Below are 19,218 nucleotides of genomic sequence, written 5' to 3'. Positions count from 1 at the left end.
GTTTTTTATTACTATTAGCTAAATATAGGAGTGAGGAAAACAGAATGGACATTAATTTCAAAATAAAACCATTTTGGTTTTGGAATGGGAAAATGGAAAATGATGAAATAGCAGAGCAAATAAAAGAGATGCACGAAAAAGGAATTGGCGGGTTCTTCATTCATCCACGGCAAGGTCTTGAAATACCCTACCTTTCTCATGAGTGGTTTGAAAAGGTTTCTGTTGCAATTGAATGTGCAAAAAAATATAACATGGAAGTGTGGCTTTATGATGAATATCCTTACCCAAGTGGGATCTCAGCTGGTGAGGTTATTGCCCAGCATCCGGAATTTCAAGCATTTATATTAGATTACAAAGTGTTTGAAGCAAAAGAAAATGAAGACATATACATTGAGCTTCCTATGTCCGAAATTCTATTAGCGAGAGCTTATAAAATTGGTAATTGTTCCATACTGTGGAATGAGTATGTAGAACTGATGGACAATATTGGTGTAATCTACAAAGAACATATCTACCAAGAAAGTGGACTTACGTTTTACAATAGGAAAAGATACTTTGTTGGAGATGGAGCAAAAGCTCTTAAATGGAAAGTACCAAAAGGAGAGTGGAAGATATTTTTGTTTTATCAGTATCCATTAAAAAATTTTAAATATTTCGGAACATTTATCGACCCTCTAAACAAAGATGCTGTAAGACTGTTCATTCAAACCACTCATGAAAAATATAAAAAATACTTAGGTCATGAGTTTGGAAAAACAATAAAGGGAATTTTTACGGATGAAACAGCTCCAGTTGCCGGCAAACTTCCTTGGTCAAAAGTGCTTCCTAAGCTTTTTGAGCAAACATATGGGGAAAATCTTATTGAAAAATTACCTCAAATTATTTGCACAGACATATTTGATACAGCTTGTTCAAAAATTAAGTATCAGTTTTGGAAGCTTGTTGTGGACACATTTATTGAGAGCTATGACAAACAAATCCTTGAATGGTGCCACCAGAATAATCTTTTGTATGTAGGTGAAAAGCCAATTTTGAGAAGCTCACAATTAGCATTTATGGACATTCCCGGAATAGATGCAGGGCACCAAAAGGCTGGTGACATTCCACAGATTGTATCTGAAAACTACAGAGCAAATCCAAAGATAGCATCATCTGCCGCTCACTTTTATAAAAAGGAAAGGGCTTTGTGTGAATGCTTTCACAGCATCGGCTGGAGCATGACAATGCAAGATATGAAATGGATATTTGACTGGCTAATATTGCAGGGAATAGACATGTTTGTTCCTCATGCTTTTTATTATAGTGCAGATGGACTCAAAAAACACGATGCCCCACCTTCAGCCTTTTTCCAGATGCCATGGTGGAAACATCAAAAAATATTGTCTGAGTATGTAGAAAATGTAACTAAAATGCTTAAAAATTGCAAAAGAAAAGTTGATGTACTTTTAGTAGACCCAATTACAAGCCAGTGGACCTGTTTTAATGAGAGAGAGATAAAAGAGAAGATTTCAAAGGATTTCTGTAGAATTCAGCAAATTCTTTTAGAAGAAAATGTAGACTATTATGTGATTGATCAGTCATTAGTTAAAAACTTGAAATGCATCAATCAAAAGATTTATTACGAGAATGAAAAATTTGAACTATTGATTATTCCACCTGTGACCAATTTAGAAAAAGAAGCCTATACGAAGATAAAAGAGCTGATACTAAATGGGTGCAAGATAATATTTATTGGTTGTTTGCCATTTCAAAATATCGAAGATTTTGATGTTGCCAAAGATATTAGCAATTTTCTTGGAGTAAATCCTATGGACATTGCAAAGGCATATACAGCAGGTTCTAAATTGAACAATACAGTTTTTCTTAACAGTTGCATCTTCATTGGTAATATAGAAGATTTAGCTACAAAAATTGATGAGATATATGAAAAGTCTGTAGTTATATCATATGAATCTTTTAACGACCACGGTATTCTCTGTGCTTACTTTGAGGATGTAGATCATGATCTTTTATTCATAATAAACCCAACTAAGGAGAAAAAGAGTTGTAAGATACACGTGGGTTACAAGGCTGGTGAAATAATCAGAATTTATTCGGTTCCATTAACATTGCAAGATTCCGAAGAGGAAATAAATTTTGAAAATTCTTTAGAAAAAAAACAAATGGCTTTTTCCATGAATTTTGAACCTTTTCAATCGTATTTAATCAAATTAGAAAAAAGTTCTTCTAAGAAGAATCACAACAAAAAGAATATTGAAAAGAGAGTTTCTCAGTACAAAATCCCTCTTGCAACTGTTTGGGAATTTTCAATTGAGAGTTTAAATCCTTTAAGGCTCGGCAGATGGAATTTAAAATTGAATTTCAACAATGAAAATGAACAATACTTAGCATCTTCAAAAATTCCAGTTACACCAAAACCGATAATTGACCAAATAGAAGAGGCAAAAATTGCAATACCACTAAAAACAAAAAGTTTCTTTGGATGTCCAAAAGAAATAACGTTGCCAAGCTTTGAGGCAATATACACTACTTCATTTTTTGTAGATGCAGCAAGCCAAAAATTCTGGCTTGTAATTGAAGATGAAGGTATAAAAGGTGAATGGGTTGTGCTTTTGAACAATCATACTATTTTACCAAGAGATTTTATACTTAAAAGATTTTATTCTCATACTAATTTGGCATATGATATTAGCAACTTAATTAAACTAGGGGAAAATCAGCTTTGTGTATGTGTAAAGATTAGCAGATCATTTGACGGACTTCTTACACCCATTTATATTTTCAGCACGGCAGGTGTATTCAAAGTTGATGACAGCTGGCATATGGGCAAGCTTCCAACTCAAGGCTATTTTGGTAAAGACCTTGAAAATGGCATTCCTTTTTATGCTGGTTTTGTAAAGTACGAAAAAGAACTTCAAATGCCATCTTTGGAAAGTGGTATTGTGGAATTCTTTATCGAAGATAACGTAGATCAGTGTGTTAGCCTTTATATAAATAATGAACTTATTGGCACAAGATGTTGGCAACCTTACAGATGGAAGGTAGATTCTGATTTACTTTCTTCAAAGAAGGTAAAGCTCACACTTGAAGTATCAACTTCGAGCCTGCAACTGTTCGAAGGTGAAATTATTGAGCCAATAACACATAAAATTAAGACAATATAAAACTCATCAATATAAAAATTAGGGGTGGATTTAGATGATGCGAATTATAGAAAAAATTAGACAAAAAAACGAAAATTATCACTCCGGTCCAATACCTACAATTGTCTTTCTGGGTGACAGTGTAACCCACGGTTGTTTTGAGGTTATTGAAGGAACAAAAAGAACATTAGAAGTTGTCTGTGATTTTGAAGCAGTGTATCATAATCAATTTAAGAAAATATTATCAATGGTGTTTCCATTTGCTCCGATTAATATTGTCAATGCAGGCATAAGCGGTGATACAGCACAGGGTGGCTTACAAAGACTTGAAAGAGATGTTTTAAGATTTAACCCAGACCTTGTGGTAGTTTGTTATGGATTAAATGATAGTAACAAAGGAAAAGAGTATTTGAATGAATATTTAGATGGTTTAGCAGGGATATTTATAGAACTTAAAAAACATGATATTGAAGTAATTTTTTTAACTCCCAACATGAAAAATACTTATATTTCACTAGCTATAAAGAGCTTGCCGTTAATTGAGATGGCAAAATTAAATATGGAAAGTCAAATCAATGGAACATTAGACCTTTACATAGACTCAGCTAAGGAGCTTTGCAAAAAGGAAAAGGTTGTAGTTTGTGATTGTTATGAAAAATGGAAAAAGCTTTATCATAGTGGTGTTGACACAACAAATCTTCTTTCAAATTTTATAAATCACCCCAATCGCCCGATGCATAAGCTCTTTGCATGGTCATTGTTTGAAACAATTATGTTTTAAAAGAAAAATTTGAATGAAAGGTGTGAGATTTTAAATGAAAATTTGCATAGTCGGCAGTAGTGGACACTATGTATATGCTTTAAGAGGAATAAAAGAAGACCCTCATGCTCAAATTGTGGGAATCTCTCCTGGATGTGAAGGAGAGAATATTGAAAGGTTATATTCTCAAGTAAATGAAATGGGATTTGCATCTGTGGTTTATAGCAATCCTATAAGGATGTTTGAAGATCTCAAACCTGACATTGCTGTGATTAATACATTTTTTTATAAAAATTCTGAGCTTGCAATTGAGGCTATGAAAAGAGGAATCCACGTATATATGGAAAAGCCTGTTGCACTATCAATAGAAAAACTTGAAGAACTAAAGAGTGTGTGGAGGCAAACAAAAGTAAAACTTTCGTCAATGCTGGGATTGCGCTATACACCCCATTTTTGGACTGCTTATAAACTTATAAATGAAAACAAGATAGGTAGAATAAGACTGATACATGCTCAAAAATCTTATAAACTTGGAACTCGACCTGACTTTTACAAACATAGAAAAACATATGGTGGAACAATTCCCTGGGTTGGAATTCACGCTATTGATTGGATTTATTGGTTGAGTGGTAAGAAATTCAAATCGGTCTTTGCAAGACATTCAAGACTTTATAATAATGATCACGGTGAGCTTGAAACTACTGCTTTTTGTAGCTTTGTAATGGAAGATGAAATTTTAGCCACGGTGAACATTGACTATTTGCGTCCTGCTACTGCCCCTACTCATGATGATGATAGAGTTAGAATTGTGGGAACAAGAGGAATTCTTGAAGTTTTAAACGGAAAAGTTTACTTACTAAATGATACCACTAAAGAGGTCTCAGAAGTCTCTTTAGAAAAACCACCTATTGTGTTTTTAGATTTCTTAAATGAGGTAAGAGGTACAGATAAGTGCTTAGTTAGTAGTGAGGATAGCTTTTATGTAACCTTGGCTTCGCTTTTAGCGAGAGAGTCTGCTGATGATGGAAAAGTGATTGAATTTTAAACTATAATGTCTTAATTATTTCCTAATATTTATAAAAATTACAAGGGTTGCTCCCCACCAATAAGGGAATGCAACCCTTTAATATTATGCTCTTATATATTTAACCCTTTAAACCTGTAGTAACAATTCCTTCCACTAGATAGCGTTGGAAGAATATAAATATTATAAATGAGGGAACGAGCGATAATGTTGCCATAGCAAAGGCAGCTCCCCAGTTAGAAACTGCTGTCGGGTCAGAGAACATTCTCAACCCTAAAGATACTGTATACAGCTCAGGTTTGCTGAGATACAAAAGAGGCCCTAAAAAGTCATCCCAACGCCACAAAAATGAAAAGATTGCTGATGTAATTAAAGCCGGAGAAATTAATGGCAAAATAATTCTTGTAAAAATTGAATATTTACTACAACCATCAATTTTAGCCGCTTCATCTAATTCGTTTGGAATTCCTCTTATAAATTGAATCATTAAAAAGATAAAAAATGGCTGACCCAAAAAAGCTGGAACAAGTAAAGGCTTGAACGTATTTACCCATCCCATCTTTTGAAACATGATGTATTGCGGAATCATAACAACCTGATATGGTAAAAGCATAGTTATAATCATACAACCAAACCAAAATCCTTTGCCTTTGAACTTACATCTTGCAAAACCATAAGCTACAATAGCTGAGGAAATGACAGCACCAACAGTACCAATAATAGTTACAATAAATGAATTTTTAAAAAAAACTGAAAATGGGTATCCCGCAAAACCTCTCCATCCATCAATATAATTTTTGAAAAGCCACTTTTTGGGTAGCAATTCGTGCGCATTTAGAAAAATTTCACTATTTTCTTTGAAGGAACTGAAAAACATCCAAAGAAGTGGATACAGCATTATGTAACCAAATAGAATTGTCAGTAGATGAAATAAAAATGCCTTTATTGTCTTTGCCTTTCTCACTTTTTATTCACCTTCCTTGGACTCATAATATACCCAGAATGTAGATGATTTGAATATAAAAGCCGTGAGTATTCCAATGATAATAAGCATTACCCACGACATAGCACAACTGTAGCCCATGTCATAAAATTGGAATGCTCTTCTGTAGAGGTAAATAGCGTAAAAGAGTGTGCTGTTCACAGGGCCGCCATTTGTAATAATGAATCCTTGAGTAAAAGTCATAAAGCTTCCTATCATCTGCATAATCAAGTTGAAAAATATTATTGGTGTGAGCATCGGCAAGGTTATTTTAACAAACTTTTGCCAGCTATTTGCTCCATCAATAATAGCTGCTTCATAATAGCTTTCTGGTATTTGCTTTAAACCTGCTAAAAATATCAACATTGGCGAACCAAATTGCCAAACCGCAAGTAATATCAACGTCCATATAGCAGTTCTTGGATTTCCTATCCATGAGGTCTCACTTTGAATTCCAAATAGTTTCAATATTGAATTTATAACACCATCACTTGTAAAAAGTCTTTGCCAAAGCACTGCCACAGCCACACTGCCACCCATCATAGAAGGAACATAGTATACAGCCCTGTAAAATGGTGTTAGTCTACTTTTGTAAGATAGCCAAAGGGCAAGAAGCAATGCAAAAGCCAGCTTTAATGGCACAGTTACAAATACATAGAAAAAAGTTACTGACATTGATTTCCAAAATAATGGATCTTCTTTAAACATTTGTACATAATTTTGTAATCCTACAAATTTAGGAGATGACAATAAATCATATTGAGTAAAAGACAAATAAAAGGTTGCTGCAATAGGAATCAAAGTGAACACAAAAAAGCCAATAAGCCATGGAGATATAAAAACATAACCAGCAACATTTTCTGAACTCATCAAAAGTTCTCTGAAAGACTTTTTTCGATTAATATTCGACATGTTTTTTCCTCCTTTAATTCAAGTTAAACAAGCCAGCTGATAATATTTTTCAGCTGGCTTGTCTTGCAAAAGAAAAGTACTATACTCAAAGTTTATTTCTTGTTTTTGGCAAGTATTTGATTTGCTTTTTGCATAAACATCTTTGCCGCTGTTTCAGGTTTTATCTGACCATACAAGACTTGGTCGTAAAGATCTTTAAACGTCTGCCCTACTTCAGTCCCGCCTGGTGGATCTGGTGGATCAATAGGTGAACAATTCTTTTCAGCGAGAGCTATATAATCAAATGTCTGTCTCACTGCAGGTTCGACTGCATTCTTGATACCTTCTCTTACTTTTGCTGAAATAGGCACACCTCTTTCAGCAAGCAAAATATTATTCGCCTCTATGCTATTTGTAAAGAAGTTTATAACTTTAGCTGCTTCAGTTTTATATTTGGAGGTTGCAGCAATAGAGAAGAACTGAGAAGGTTTTAAATACAACCCTGGTCTTATACCCCCCTTGGGTGGAAGAGCTAATGCCAGTGGGCGTTTTGCAGCATTTGCTGTTGCAACAAACATGTTGCTCCATGTCCATCCTATCCATGTCTTGCCTTTCACAAATAAGCTGTCTTCAATTGTGGAGGTTGCTGAAACTTCATCAGGTTTTGCTGTATATCCGCCTTTCAATAACTCTAAATTGATATTAAATACATCAATAACAAATTTTTCTTGAGTAAATCCCAAACCCGTTCCATCGTGTTTATATAAGCTTTTGCCTTGCTGCCTTACATAGTATTCAAGTAAGAATTTTGGGTCAGCTGTTAATGCCAAGTCTGCTCTGATTTTGGTTTTTTGATAAACTTTTTTGATAATCTCTTTGTAGTCATTCCAGGTCCAGTTGCCATCTTCAGGTATCTTAACACCTGCTTTTTGAGCCACAGCAGGGTCATAAATTATTGCTAAAGCGTTAGTCCCTAAACTTATGGCATAAATCCTTCCACCAACTGATCCACTTTTTATACTTGCTTCACTTACATCTTTCAGATTCAATATTCCATTTTTTGTGTAAGGTGTTAAATCTGCCAACAATCCTTTTTGAACATATTGAGCTAAATACATATAGTCCATTTGAATAATGTCAGGCAAATTCTTTGCAGCTGCTTGAGTTGTAAGTTTATCCCAATATCCCGACCAGCTTCCAAATTCTGTTACAAAACTTACTTTTCGATTAACCTTTGCTCGGTATAGTTCAAGCACCTTTTGAGTTCTGTCATGACGCGTTTGGCTTCCCCACCACGCAACTCTGAGTTTGATTGACTGAGAAGAACCAAAAGCCTTTTCAGAAGGTTTACCAAAAGGAAATAAAAGGAGTGAGAATAAAAATATTATAATAGTTCCAATGCACAATATTCTTTTCATATAAATTTCCTCCTTCCTTTTTTTAAAATTAAATGCTCTATTGAGCATTTATACCCTCCTTCACTTGTTGCAAGGATAAAAGATAATATTCCTTACTTTCTGCTTTTATTTTCTATTTGTTTTAAATTGAATCTGTTTTATTTGCTGTTTTATGGATTTAAATTTTATTCTGTATTTAATATATCTAATTATTTTGAAATTGTCAAGAATTATTGCATATTTAATTATAAAATTGACCAAAATAAAAATAAAATTGTTTATTAAATAATTAATCTTAAGGAAATCACAAAATATTTTTAAAAAATCAAAAGTATATTGAAAAAGGAGAGGGTTAGCTCAATCCTTTTTACACAAATATATAGAGTCAACCTGCTTTATTAATGGAACAGGATGAAAGATGGCTATCTACGAGGAAGTACTTAGAGATGAGAGAGTATTTTGAGTGGCAGGAAAAGGTGAAGGAAGGTGTTAGAAAAGAAATTGTTTTGATGAAATGAGCTTTTTTAAGGCTGTTAGTTTGTAAATGGGCGTAGAAGATATTTTTAAGGCTTTCAGGTAATAACTGGTAAATTATAATTTACAAAAAGCCATATGGAATTTTATTCGAACGATTAAAATATACTAAAAAGCTTATATTCTAGCCAGAGGGGAATTTTACACAAAAATTTGGACTTGACCAAAAATCAAAAAAAATAATGTGATCTTTAAAAAACTTACACTATAACAAAAGCTAAATATAACAAAGTTGCAAAAGACAAGTAGTATTTTAAGTTTTAAAATCAAAAAAGGAGGGTTGAAAAATGTTAAAAAGAAAACACAATAATTGGAAGAAGTTTTTACTTTCACTTATTGTTGTGCTTAGTGTTGTGATAACTTATTCTATAACCGTCACCCCTGCAATGGCCGCTCGTCAAATGGAAAACTTAAACCGAGGTTTAATTGCAATTCAACGCAGTGATGGAGTATATCTCAGCTGGCGTATGTTGGGAACTGACCCCTCAGATATAGGCTTCAATATTTACCGAAATGGAACAAGGATAAATACAAATGTAGTTACAAATAGAACAAACTTTTTAGATACAGGCGGAAATTCATCCTGCACATATTACGTTAAGCCAGTCATTAATGGAACAGAAGGAACAGCCTCAGAAACAGTAGGAGTATGGACAACTAATTACCTGACAGTTCCTTTACAAAGGCCTTCTACTTCACCGTTAGGCGCTACTTATTCCGCCAATGATTGTAGTATTGCTGATCTTGATGGTGATAAAGAATATGAAATTGTTGTCAAGTGGAACCAAGTGATGCTAAAGATCCTTCTCAAGATGGGTACACAAGCAATGTTTACCTGGATGGTTATGAGTTGAATGGCACAAGAAAGTGGAGGATTGATTTGGGAATAAATATTAGAGCAGGCGCTCATTATACCCAGTTTATTGTTTACGATTTTGATGGAGATGGTAAAGCAGAAATTGCATGTAAAACTGCAGACGGTACAAAGGATGGTACGGGGGCTATAATCGGTGACGGCTCAAAAGATTGGAGAAATTCATCTGGAAGAATATTAGATGGTCCAGAATATCTGACAATTTTCCGAGGAACTGATGGTAAAGCATTAGTAACAACAAATTATATTCCGCCACGGGGCACTGTTTCTTCATGGGGCGATTCCTATGGAAACCGTGTTGACAGATTCTTAGGTGGGGTAGCATATATTGATGGGCAGAGACCTACTTTGATTATGTGTAGAGGATATTATACAAAAACCTATATAGTTGCTTGGAACTACCGAAATGGATCATTAACAAAAGTATGGCAATTTGATACAGGTGAAATGAACGATGGTTATAGAGATAATTATGAAGGCCAAGGCAACCACAATTTAAGTGTAGGAGATGTTGATGGAGATGGAAAAGATGAAATAATTTATGGTGCCATGGCAGTAAATGATGATGGTTCACCAATGTATACAACAGGATTAGGTCATGGAGATGCTATGCATCTTGCTGATATAATACCAAGTCGTAGTGGTTTAGAAGTATGGCAATGTCACGAAAATACTTCGACGGGCGCAGGAGCAAGTTTAAGAGATGCAAGAACTGGAACAATTTTATTGAGAGTTACCACTTCATCAGACTGTGGTCGTGCCTTAGCAGCAGATATCGATGCTAATTATCCTGGCATGGAAGTATGGGCTGCTTCAACAGTAGGACTATACAGTTCAAACGGCACAAAAATTTCAAGTACTACACCACCAATAAACTTCGCTGTATGGTGGGATGGAGACTTATTGAGAGAATTGCTTGATAATATCTATATCTACAAATGGAATCCAAGCTCCAACTCTACTACCACCTTACTAACCGCATCGGGTTGTGCTTCTAACAATGGAACAAAAGCAACACCCTGCTTGACAGCAGATGTCTTTGGTGATTGGAGAGAAGAAGTTATCTGGAGAACATCTGATGATACAGCTCTGCGTATCTACACTACAACATATCAGTCTAACACAAAAATTTATACTCTTATGCATGACCCCCAATATAGAATATCCATTGCATGGCAAAATGTAGGATACAACCAACCACCCCACACAAGTTTCTTCATAGGTAATGGAATGAGTACTCCACCAACGCCTAATATTTACTTAGTGCCGTAAAAATTAATTTCAGAATAATTTTCAATAACTGAAATTAAGCAGATGATAGTTTCAATCGTAAATACTAAGCTATGGAGTAAAAAAACAGGAGGGTTGGTTAGATAAAATTGCTAACCAACCCTCTGTTATTATACCAGCTGTCTTTTTGGACTTTATTAATGAAATAAGAGGTAAAAACAGATGCATTGTAAGCATTGAAGATAGCTTTTATACATACAACTTATATTTCACTGCTCGCCAGACAAGCAGCTGATAGAAATAAATTAATTTCACTGTAGGCTGATGCAAAAAATAACCATAATATAAAATAAGAGGTTATCCCTGCAGCAGGGATAACCTCTTTAACTTTCAGATTACTTATTTATATTTTCAATTGCTCTTATTAACATTGCTACGAATTCAGATCTTGTTACAGGTTTGTCAGGCTTAAAACTCCCATCTGGATAACCTTTCACAATACCTAATTTATATGCTTTTGAAACAATTTCAGTATACTCTGCATTATTGATATCTTTGAACTTAACATCTTCAGGTTCAATTTGAAGACCTTTCTTTTCTAATATCTTAACCATAAATTTTACAGCTTCAATCCTGCTTACTATACCATTAGAAGCATTTGTCTCATCAAATATTTCGTTAGATACCATTTTCATAATTGCATCCTTAGCCCACTGTGGAACCTCAGATAAATTTGAGTTACTAGATTTTTCTAAATTAAATGCTCTGTCTAAAATAACTGCTGCCTCGTAGTATGTTATTTGTTTCTCAGGTTTCAACGTTAGATCAGCATAACCTGTAATTATCCCTTTTGTAATAGCTTGATTAAATATGTTGTAAGCCCAATTATTTTCTTTTATGTCGCTGTAAATTTCACTCAATTTAGCCGCAACCACCTGAACAGTTCCTGCTTTATTTAGTTCTAGCTGAACTGTATTTATGTTTTTCTTAGTCAATACAGGAACCCATTTTTTGCTCATAGAATCAAATATGAAACCTATAACAACTTTATCATTTTTAATAGTCTCAGGAGCTATTTTAACCTCAACTACTATTGATTTTTGAATCTTTCCATTTTCAATACTTATATTTATAGGCTCTATAACTGTAGTACCTACTTTTACCTTTTCAGTGTAACTGCCCAGTGTTTCAACCTTTATAACAGGATTGTTCCCTTCAACAGCTTGTGGTGGAACAGAAATCTTTACCTGAGAATTCAGTTGAACGTTTGTTACAGTGTTTGTATCTATCTTGGCAGTTACAATATTCTTTTCAGATGTTTGAATTTGAGGTTTGGGTTGCTGTGTCTCACCCTGTGTTACTTGTGTTATCCCTTGCTGGGTCTTTTCTTGTCCCTTTGAAGATGTACCAGTTGTTGATGAAGTTGTTTGTGACTGAGGATTTAAAATAATTGTAGTTACTACACCAGAAGATGTAGCAGGTTTTGTTCCAAAAACTCCGTATATACCACCCTCAGTATCTACGAAAGAAATAATATTCTTCATAGTATCAACTACCTGACCATTTACAAACTCCCATTTTGCTGTTGTGCTATTGTACCTGTAAAGCTTTAATGAGTTAATATCACAACCATTTAAATTGTTAGGAGAAAATGTAAATTCTACTTTCATAAGCATGTTTCTAATATTTTCGCTCTTGATAATTTCCATATAGTTGTTTGTAGTATCTAAACCAGAAGGCAGCTGGATACCATTCAGAGTGCTAAGACGTCTTACAGAAATCTTACCGCCAACAATTTCTTCATCATTCTCAATTGTAATTTTGACTTTGTTATTTTCAAAATACAAATCCACCTTGCTCTCAGAAGATGATTTATAGAATAGTTTTTCTTCAGGTTCATCAGCCTTTCTTGGTTTGTTTGGATAGAATATATCCTTGACTGGCAAATTGTTAGAAAGAACAACATCTCTTATATCCTCACCAAGATAAAAGCTTGTATGTGGTGGCTGATTGTAAGCAACATTCTGCCATGCTATCCCAAGTCTATATACAGGGTCATGCATTAGAGTATAGATTCTATATTGAGTTGGTATAGTAGTGCTATAAATTCGCAGCTCAGTATTATCAAATGTTGGATATATAACTTCTTCTCGCCAATCCCCTAAAATGTCGGCTTGCAAGCATGGATTTGCTTTAGTTCCATTAATACTTTTTACATCTTCAAAAGTTCTTATAATATCAGTCTTATCTCTTGTTTCATCATATTTGAAGATGCTTACATCATCGAGAAGCTCTTGCATTAGGTCCCCATCCCAGTACAACGCAAAATTCATAGGAAGTCCTGCTGCCCGACAATCATTGCTAATTATCTTGCCATATACATTATATATACCTGCACCTTTGTTTACATCATAAAAATCACCAGCTCCCCAAAATTCATAACCTGGTTCTGAAGCAATATTCGCACAAACTCCACGTCCTGTATCTTTATAAGCAAAGTAAGCTTGTAAAGTTTCACCAGTTGCACCATCATGAAGCTCAAGCGAAGCTACAGCAGGTACTTCATGAACACCAAATACTTGAATTCCTTCACGATCTGGGAAAAACGCGCCTACATGCAAAGCATCACCATGTGATCCTAATTCTCTTCCCATTTCTCCATCCATTACGTATAATATTTTGCCATCATGGTCCAGTGTCAACGAACCAGCAATTATCTCGTCACATCCATCATTATCTACATCAGCAACAGATAGATTATGATTACCCATACCTTCTCCTTTGCCGCCAATTTCCTGTGTATCAAAATGCCATCTTTCTTGAAGCTTGCCATTAACAAAATCATATGCAACAAATGTAGTTCTCGCATAATAACCTCTTCCGAAAACTATTGAAGGTGTTGTACCATTAAGATATGCAACTGCTGCCAAAAATCTGTCGGATCTATTGAACCATGTGTCACCCCAAGACGCAACACCAGTCTTTTCAATTGAATATCTATATTCTATGCTATCCAAAACTGCCCCTGTTTCACCATCAAAGATTGAAATGTATTCTGGCCCTCCCCATACTTTACCAGGAAATGGTCCATTTGGCCCATATCTGTATGCACCATTTTTAGCTGGATCTCCAATTACACTTATCACTTTATTATAATCAACCCTACCATATGTTGCACCATAAACTGTTGTTCCATCGGCTGTCTTAACAACAAACTCAGATTTTCCATCTCCATCAAAGTCATACACCAAGAACTGATTATAATGCGCACCTGAAGTAAGATTAAGACCCATATTAATTCTCCAGAGCAATGTGCCATCAAGCTTATATGCATCAAATATTGTTGGACCAGTCAAACCTGTTTGTGAACTGTCAATTGCATTAGACGGTAACCATTTAACAATTATTTCATATTCTCCATCCCCATCCAAATCACCAACGCTACAATCATTTGCTTCATATGTGTAAGTTTCTCCTGCTTCATTTACTCCGTCTTCAGGTTTTTGAAGAGGTATTGAAATATAATCCTTGTCAAGCGCTTTTACTTTTGTCTCTTCAATCTTTATGCCATTTACCAGTGTCTCTACTTTATATTCATCGCCTGGATTTCCGTTCACATCCAAATAGTTTGTTACAGAAAGAGGAGCTGTATTTAGTTTCTGTCCATTCCTATATATATTGAATTTTACGTCCTTTTTATACTCATCAGCTAACAATCTCCAGTTTATAAATATTCCATTTTCAGCCTTTAAAGCTATCAATCCTCTGTTGAGCCACTCCATTTGTCTTACAGCCTTTGATGGTTGTAATCTGTTATATACATAACAAATTGCATATTTCCCATAAGTATTGTCAACTGAACTATCTTCTTTTAAAACCCCTTTGAAAGTATAAATTCCAGGCTTATCTGCTGACCATTGACCTGATAATATCTCCCATTTTGCAATCTCAACTTCCTTTTTCGTACCATTTGCAAGAGTTACTGTGACTCTTGTTGGGAGGCCTATTTGAGATATATCCTGCGCAGTATTCACATATATAGTCTTATAAGGCAACTTATCTACATTAATTATTCTGTTTGGTGGAATAGGTTTGTTATAAATCCATACATTATCTAAGTAAGTAGTCCAAGTTATATTATTTCCTGATGTTCTTATTCCAACAAGGCTTATTGATTTGAGTGTTCCATCAAAAGCAACATTATCTGAAGAATAAGTAAATTCTATCACTGTTGATGTTTCTGTATCAGTAATTTTAGTTGAAATTACTTTATTCAGAACATCACAATTAATCTCAATATCATACCACTTTTCAGGCTCAGTAAAATAAGTGTTGAATACAACTGAGTTACCTAATATAAGCTGTAAAGGGGAATTTCTTGTATTGTTTAATTTCCAGAAAACATTACCAGAAGAATCTATAAGTCTTAACTCACCGCCATTTTCATATGGATTTGATCCTTTGTCGTTTAAAAGTCCAGGATACCAATTCATTTTTACAAGTATTGCGTCACCTTTTATAGTTTCTCCAAAAGTCTTTGTCGCAACCCTTCCACCTGTTTGGTTCACCTGAGTAAATTCAAGTTTAGGAGTTGAATTTCCTTTTATATCATAAGTATTGATATTAAGAGTAGCATTCTGTGTAGTAAACCCCCAATATTTTGGTACAACTGTAATTGTATCACCAAAATCTGTAGCATAAACAATTTCATAACCTGGAATTTGAGGTGGTACAAATGAAAGATTTAATAGTCTTACATTTATTTGAGCTGTTATGTTGTAATCGTTCTTTACTCCCGTTATTCCATCTATAATAAGATTACCAACAAACAAATAATTGCCTTCTTGGCCGGGATTATAATTGTAACAGCTCCAGCTAACTGGAACATTGTTAACAATAACATTATTCTCCAATTTCACATTTAATGCTGTAGGAAAAAAAGAAATAATATCGTTTATAGATGTGCCCAAAGGAAAATCATAATTGTAAGTATAGCTACTTACTATTTCTACTATGTTTTTTGAACCTTGTATAGGTGCATCGGTTGTAGAAGTATAAATATAAACGTTATCCACATTTGTTGTAAAGTTCAAAGTATTACCGCTTGCTCTGTTGCCAATAATAGATATTTTTTTAATCTTGTTTAAATACACAATATTCTTTAAGTCAAGGCCATAAGCTGAAAAATATTTTGATGGGTCATCTTTGTTGAAAATTTCGAAGGAAACTGTTTCAGCAACAAAATCAAATAAAATACGAACAGTTAACCATTTTTGAGATGTATCTATAGTATTAATGTAAGTAACCTTAGAAAGGTCTAACCCTGTTGTTCCAACACTATAACCTATAGCACCATTTGTTCCACCTTTTTTAACTAATCTGAAAAGCGGATTGTTATTTTCGTCACTGATCAAAACTTCACTATTATTTGCTGCAGTTGATACATCCATAGGCTGCCAATCAAATAAAATCAAAACTTTGTCTTTAGTAGTTGAAGTTGAAAACGTCTTAACAATAGAACGTGTACCTGAACCAGAACCTTTTGCTTCTAAATACTTGTTACCATAAACATCAGTAACAACTGTTGCACTTGCTCCTCCACCTGGAGTAAATCCCCAAGTTGAACCATCTTCAAAGTTAGTTCCGTCAAATAAAACGTAGTTCGAAGGGTCAAAAATATTGTTTCCCTTTGCAACAAATCCATTTCCAAAGATGTTAAAAAGCAAAAACGAAATTAAAACAACAAAAGCATATATCTTTCTCACCCAAATTCCCTCCTTTTTATTTTGATTTATTATTTTTAGGATATTTTGTTTAAAACAATTATTACCTGTGTATGTTTTGAGCAAATAAAGTATTCTAAGTATAGTTTTTTGTTTATGCATGATTAATTGATTTTATTTCTATGTTTATTTTATATCTGCTATTTTATTTTGTCAATATTTTATTACACTAAAAAATAAAAGAGCTATCAAAATAAAACTCAAGATAGCTCTGTACTTTTTAAAATAAATTAAGCCTATTCAGTTTAAAAATATTAGATTTTACCTTTTAAACATACTAAAACAACAGTAATCAACCAAATCAAACTCTTCTGTTTGTTTTGCCCACAGTACTCCTATTTCAGAAAATAGTTTTTTACTTATAGCTGCCTCATCTATGATTTCTTTTATATTTTTGATATAGGTATATATCTTACCATTTTCATTGCTAATCTCTAAATATTCATCTGGAATACCATAAACACACCCCGATGATTCAAAAGCCCCGTTGGATGCCAAAACAAAATTGCGAGTTACTTCCAGAGGACAGTAAAGTTGTTTGCCTTCAAATAGATGCTCTACCATATTAATGTACATATTTACAAACAAATCTTCATGCCCACCATCAAATTCTTCTGTAGAGCCATCAATGTATTCTATTTTAAACCTATTTGCAAATGTCCAATAGGCCTTTGCTTTTTCAGCTTCTATCATGATGTAGGGTGGCTCTTCTTCTCTGTTGCATAGTGTTGAATAAAAATAAACCTCGATTCCCGTTTTTGTTATAATTCTTACACACGCTGTATCTTCCCCTTCAATTTTATGACCGTGATAAAGTTCTGCAGTAACTTTCTGAGGTACACCTCCATTTTCTTCTGAGGTCTCAGCAATAATCAATTCATTGTTCAAAAGATGTGCAAGAGGATTGTTTATTGTTCCATCCAAGACATAGTTGCCATCAACAATTAGCTTCCCAGCCCACGCATTTCTTTGATAATAGCTTTCATCCCTTTTCCAACGTCCAACACCAATAATTGATTTTATCCTGCCAAGCCGGCCTTCTTTTATATACTCAAGAAGTTTTCTAAATGCTTTACCTGACGTATTCTGAAAGTTTACTCCACATATTTTTCCTGTCCTCTTTTTAGTCTCAATTATAGTGTCAATATCTTGAATTGTCACAGCAGGCGGCTTTTCAAGCAGGACATTAAAACCTCTTTCCATTGCATCAATTGCCATTGGAGCATGTAAATGAATGGGCGTTGAGATGGCAACAAAATCTAAGTCTTTATGATTTTCAAGCATTAATCTATAATCCTGATAATACTTAACACCTTGAGAAGTCAATCTATCTATCACTTCTTTATTTTTTTCGTAGCTTGTTGCAACAATTGCTCTCAAGTCAACCATCTTTCTTTGGAGCTGTTCTATTGACCGCAAGTGTATACTCCCAAAGCCACTAATTCCAATAAGACCAATCTTTGCAATATTCAAGACTGTCCACCCCTTTTGATTTATAATCAAGGCTTTAGAACAGATTTTATTGTATTTTTGTTTTCCATATCCTCAAGAGCTTTTGTCGCATCAGTTAGCTTATAAACATTTGTAATCATCTTTTTGAAAAGTTCCCTGTTCTGCAGCACAACATTTACTGCCATATACAAATGTTTTGTATCGCTGACCCATACCCCTTGATATCTTAAATTTTTTCTCACAATATCATAGTAACAATCGAGTGTAACGCTGCCGTTTGGGTCACCAAAACCAAGGGAAAGATAGCTTCCACCATTTCGAACAAGTTTTATTCCCTCACTTACTGCTGATGGATGTCCCACAGCTTCAATTGCCAAATCGACTCCACGCCCATTTGTGATATCCATTATTATTTCCTGTCTTTGCTGAGGTGTAGTTGAATTTCTATCAAGTACATGCGTTGCCCCAAATTCTTTGCACATCTTAAGTCTTTCTTTTGTACCACCAATCACAATTATATTTCGCGCCCCTTTTAGTTTTGCAAAAATGATTGCATAAAGCCCTATAGGACCTGGCCCTTGAATTAGGACACTGTCACCAAAATCAGGCGAAACAATGTCAAAAGCATGAGCACACGTTGCACCAGAACATGAGGCAGAAACCAGAACTTCTGGCTCAATGCCTTCTTTTATCTTTAAAATCTTTGTGTCTTTGTGAAGATAAATGTACTCCGAATAGCAGCCTCTCAAATACGGGGGCTCTTCGCAGCTAACACTTATCCCATATGTCCATCTGTGCGGACACAGATAGCTTTCTTTTTTGACAGCACAAAAGTAGCACTTGCCACACACAACACCCCTGTCCCAAATTATCAAATCCCCCTCTTGAATCTTTTCGCCATTTATATCACGCCACTGACCTGAAATAGCATATACACGTCCAACACCTTCATGCCCTAAAATCATTGGAAGTTTTGTGCGCGGGTCATTCCCTTTGAACATATGCACATCAGAACCACAAACACCTGCTGCTTCTATCTTTACCAAAAGCTTACCGTCAGTTGGAGACACTAATTCAAACTCTTTCATCTTCAAAGGTTTGTTGAACTCTTCTAAAACCATTGCATAAGCTTTCATTCTTGTTTTCCC

9 protein-coding genes and 2 pseudogenes are annotated in these 19,218 nt (G+C 34.5%); 5 read left to right on the top strand and 6 right to left on the bottom strand.

Annotated features, from left to right (window positions below; all coding sequences use genetic code 11):
* Positions 1-44: 44 nt before the first annotated feature.
* From CALKRO_RS02825 to CALKRO_RS02815, 3 genes are read left to right on the top strand one after another with little or no spacing between them, the layout of a single operon-like run.
* Positions 45-3,164 carry a glycosyl hydrolase gene (locus tag CALKRO_RS02825; protein ID WP_013429604.1) on the top strand — a complete coding sequence of 1,040 codons (3,120 nt, stop codon included), beginning with the start codon at positions 45-47 and terminating at the stop codon, positions 3,162-3,164.
* A 37-nt stretch (positions 3,165-3,201) separates the two neighbouring features.
* Positions 3,202-3,924, top strand: a complete 723-nt coding sequence (locus CALKRO_RS02820) for an SGNH/GDSL hydrolase family protein (protein ID WP_013429603.1) — start codon at positions 3,202-3,204, stop codon at positions 3,922-3,924.
* A gap of 34 nt (positions 3,925-3,958) precedes the next feature.
* Complete coding sequence (locus CALKRO_RS02815) at positions 3,959-4,948, top strand: Gfo/Idh/MocA family protein (RefSeq protein ID WP_013429602.1); 990 nt, start codon at positions 3,959-3,961, stop codon at positions 4,946-4,948.
* Positions 4,949-5,048: 100 nt separating this feature from the next.
* On the opposite strand, the gene CALKRO_RS02810 is transcribed toward CALKRO_RS02815, so the two are convergent.
* From CALKRO_RS02810 to CALKRO_RS02800, 3 genes are all read right to left on the bottom strand, one after another.
* Positions 5,049-5,891, bottom strand: coding sequence for a carbohydrate ABC transporter permease (locus CALKRO_RS02810; protein WP_013429601.1), 843 nt, complete (start codon positions 5,889-5,891; stop codon positions 5,049-5,051).
* 3 nt (positions 5,892-5,894) lie between these two features.
* Positions 5,895-6,821 (bottom strand): carbohydrate ABC transporter permease, encoded by a 927-nt coding sequence (locus CALKRO_RS02805; RefSeq protein WP_013429600.1) that lies wholly within the window; start codon positions 6,819-6,821, stop codon positions 5,895-5,897.
* A 92-nt stretch (positions 6,822-6,913) separates the two neighbouring features.
* Entirely contained in the window at positions 6,914-8,218 is a 1,305-nt protein-coding gene (locus CALKRO_RS02800; RefSeq protein ID WP_041741895.1) for an ABC transporter substrate-binding protein, read from the bottom strand.
* Between the two features lie 371 nt (positions 8,219-8,589).
* Here CALKRO_RS02800 and CALKRO_RS14200 point away from each other — a divergent pair.
* A pseudogene (locus tag CALKRO_RS14200) lies at positions 8,590-8,715 on the top strand (IS256 family transposase); the annotation flags it as partial.
* Positions 8,716-9,018: 303 nt separating this feature from the next.
* Positions 9,019-10,877 (top strand): annotated as a pseudogene (locus CALKRO_RS02795) (rhamnogalacturonan lyase).
* 353 nt (positions 10,878-11,230) lie between these two features.
* Here the strand turns inward: CALKRO_RS02795 and CALKRO_RS02790 are convergent.
* From CALKRO_RS02790 to CALKRO_RS02780, 3 genes are all read right to left on the bottom strand, one after another.
* The gene (locus CALKRO_RS02790; protein WP_013429598.1) at positions 11,231-16,600 is read right to left on the bottom strand and encodes a rhamnogalacturonan lyase family protein; all 5,370 of its coding nucleotides are present in this window, start codon (positions 16,598-16,600) and stop codon (positions 11,231-11,233) included.
* A gap of 279 nt (positions 16,601-16,879) precedes the next feature.
* Entirely contained in the window at positions 16,880-18,091 is a 1,212-nt protein-coding gene (locus CALKRO_RS02785; protein ID WP_041741527.1) for a Gfo/Idh/MocA family protein, read from the bottom strand.
* Between the two features lie 26 nt (positions 18,092-18,117).
* Positions 18,118-19,206, bottom strand: a complete 1,089-nt coding sequence (locus tag CALKRO_RS02780; RefSeq protein WP_013429596.1) for a zinc-binding dehydrogenase — start codon at positions 19,204-19,206, stop codon at positions 18,118-18,120.
* Positions 19,207-19,218 lie beyond the last annotated feature (12 nt).

This window comes from Caldicellulosiruptor kronotskyensis 2002 (assembly GCF_000166775.1).
Lineage (GTDB): Bacteria > Bacillota > Thermoanaerobacteria > Caldicellulosiruptorales > Caldicellulosiruptoraceae > Caldicellulosiruptor > Caldicellulosiruptor kronotskyensis.
This window is presented reverse-complemented; position numbering and strand designations above follow the sequence as displayed.